This is a genomic window from Cytobacillus sp. FSL K6-0129 (assembly GCF_038007625.1).
GTDB classification, from domain to species: Bacteria; Bacillota; Bacilli; order Bacillales; family Cytobacillaceae; genus Cytobacillus; species Cytobacillus kochii.
The window spans coordinates 1-2,302 of the sequence record NZ_JBBOXM010000009.1 but is presented as its reverse complement, the minus strand read 5'-3'; the positions used below and the strand labels follow the sequence as shown (position 1 = coordinate 2,302).

Below are 2,302 nucleotides of genomic sequence, written 5' to 3'. Positions count from 1 at the left end.
CAGCGGCAGGCGTGCCGACAGACTACGCAAAAGTAACAATGACTAATTCGCCAGCGCGCGCAAGCCAGCCGAAAGCCTATGGCGCACTGGACGCGTATGTGAAAACGTTCGAACGGCAATTCGACGAAGATGCATCGCGTATAAAGTCGCTCTACCTTTGGAGCGCATCGCCCGGCACCGGCAAGACAACTTCAGCAGCGGCAACGCTTAACGCATGGCTAACGGCACATTACCTCGGCAGTTTGAAGCGCGATAGGAAGGCGCTACAGCAGCCGGCATATTGGCTCGACGTAAACGAGCTACAGACGCTATACAACAAGTTTAATCGGTCGGGCATCGCGCGTGAAGTGGCGGAGAAGTCCTCCAAGGAATATTATCGCCGTCTAGCATCGGCAGAGGAAGCGCCATTCGCCGTTTATGATGACATTGGCGTTCGATCAGCAACCGAGGGCTACAGAGCCGATTTGCATAGCTCGATTAATGCGCGCGTGGCAAGCGCCAAGCCTACGATTTATACGAGCAATCTTGCGATGGAAGAGCTGACGCATATATTTGACGCGCGCCTTTACGATAGGATTCGCGACATGTGTGCGCCAATTCATTTCGAAGGAGAATCGAAAAGGGGGATGCGACGTGAATAAACCCGACTTCACTTTCGGGGATTTAGTTTCCGTAGACGGCTATCCGGACATCATCTTTCAAGTCGACGGCTTTCGCGAGGAACGTCATTATTATCCGCATGAACAGTGGGACGAAATAGTTTACGAGCTAATCGATTGCAGTCGCGGCGATTGGCTCGAAGCTGACGAGGGTGACTTGACGTTAGTGGCTGACGCGGCGCAGGCGGACGAATACTTGCGAGCGAATCTGCCAAAGGCTGCGAAACTAAATTACGAGGAGGATTTAGCGATGTATTATTTCGGAGAATTTGGGTTCGGCGGAAGCAAAAAGGAGAAGGAAGCACCAAAGCCATCAGCACGCGAACTATCTGCGCAAGAGGCTGAACGCAGGAAAAAGGCGCGAAAAGAGCAAGCAGAGTCGATTGATAATCTGCTGGATAGGCGCAAGTGGTATGCGGATAGTGATGCGGAAGATAGGGTGGAAAGGATTGCGGAGATTGACGAGGAATTGCGTAAGGTTAGCGAAACAAAATAAAATCCGAAAGGTTGATGAATATGGGGAAGAAAATTAAGGCGATAGTTTTGGGAATAATTGTTGTTGGGATTTTGGTCGGATGTACTGAAGCAGATACCGTATCTGAGAACTTATCAAAATCTGCCGATTCTTTCGAGGTTCAACGAAAGGTTGTTTTCTTCAACGGAATTACTGACAGAGACTTATTAGTTATTGAAGGTCTTTGTTCTCTCGGAAATCAAGACAGTGATAGACGAATGACGGTCACTTGTAAAGTAGGGAAAGACGAATACAAAAAACATTATCTAGGTTTGAGCGACAACGTGAGCTTTTTCGCAGAACAATTAGATGCTAAAAAAGAAGACCCTTTTCATTATAAAGTCATTATCCGTCCGGAAGCTGTAATACCAGACATCGAACTTCAAACAAGCAAATAAAGGAGGCGAACGCAATTGCAATACGGAACATTTTTGCTTTCAAAGGTAATTGACGCCAACGATCCGTCAGCCTTCATGCGCTTTGGCATCACGGAGCGCGACTTCCCGACAGAAAGCGAGCGAGCCGTTTTCCGGTTCGTTCGTGACTATGCGGAACGCAATCGGGGGCAAGCGCCAAGCATCGCGACAGTGGCGTCCGAGCATCCAACTTTCGCGGACTGGTATCAGCCGGAAATTAGCGACAGTTACGAACACTTGGCGGGCAAAATTAAAAGCGCATCGGCTAAAGCGGAAGTTATTGAAATGGTTAATAGCGGCTGGCTTGAGCGCGAGTTGACCGAGAATGCGGACGGAAATGACGTAATTAAGAAGTTGCAAGAACGACTTCAACAAGCTATAATTAGAACAAACGTCCGTAGTAAAGTGGGAACGGACGTTAAGCAGGACGCAACAACCTTCCTCGATGAATACCTTAAGCGTAAGGATGGCGAGTCATTTAAGATTTGGCGGTCTAAATTCGCGACAATTAATGAGCAGATAGGCGGCTACTTAAGCGGAAACATGTATACGTGGTACGGTCGATCAGGGCGCGGTAAATCCGTATTCACAATGGAGGAAATCATCGAATCCGCAGCGCAAGGAGCGAACGTGCTCGTTTGGTCAATGGAAATGTCGCGGTTTGAATGGATGGCGCGCGCATATAGTTCAATTAGCGCTAGAGCCGGCGTGGC

Annotated in this window: 3 protein-coding genes and 1 pseudogene; all 4 read left to right on the top strand. The window is 48.8% G+C overall.

Features of this window, described 5'->3' with window-relative positions:
• Positions 1–641, top strand: a 641-nt coding sequence (locus MHI57_RS24985; protein WP_340978971.1) for a DNA replication protein, incomplete at its 5' end; no start/stop codon positions are given.
• Positions 634–1,155 (top strand): hypothetical protein, encoded by a 522-nt coding sequence (locus MHI57_RS24980; protein ID WP_340978969.1) that lies wholly within the window; start codon positions 634–636, stop codon positions 1,153–1,155. The genes MHI57_RS24985 and MHI57_RS24980, both read left to right, overlap by 8 nt.
• Before the next feature lie 20 nt (positions 1,156–1,175).
• Positions 1,176–1,571 (top strand): beta-sandwich lipoprotein, encoded by a 396-nt coding sequence (locus tag MHI57_RS24975; RefSeq protein ID WP_340978967.1) that lies wholly within the window; start codon positions 1,176–1,178, stop codon positions 1,569–1,571.
• Positions 1,572–1,586: 15 nt separating this feature from the next.
• A pseudogene (locus MHI57_RS24970) lies at positions 1,587–2,302 on the top strand (DnaB-like helicase C-terminal domain-containing protein); the annotation flags it as partial.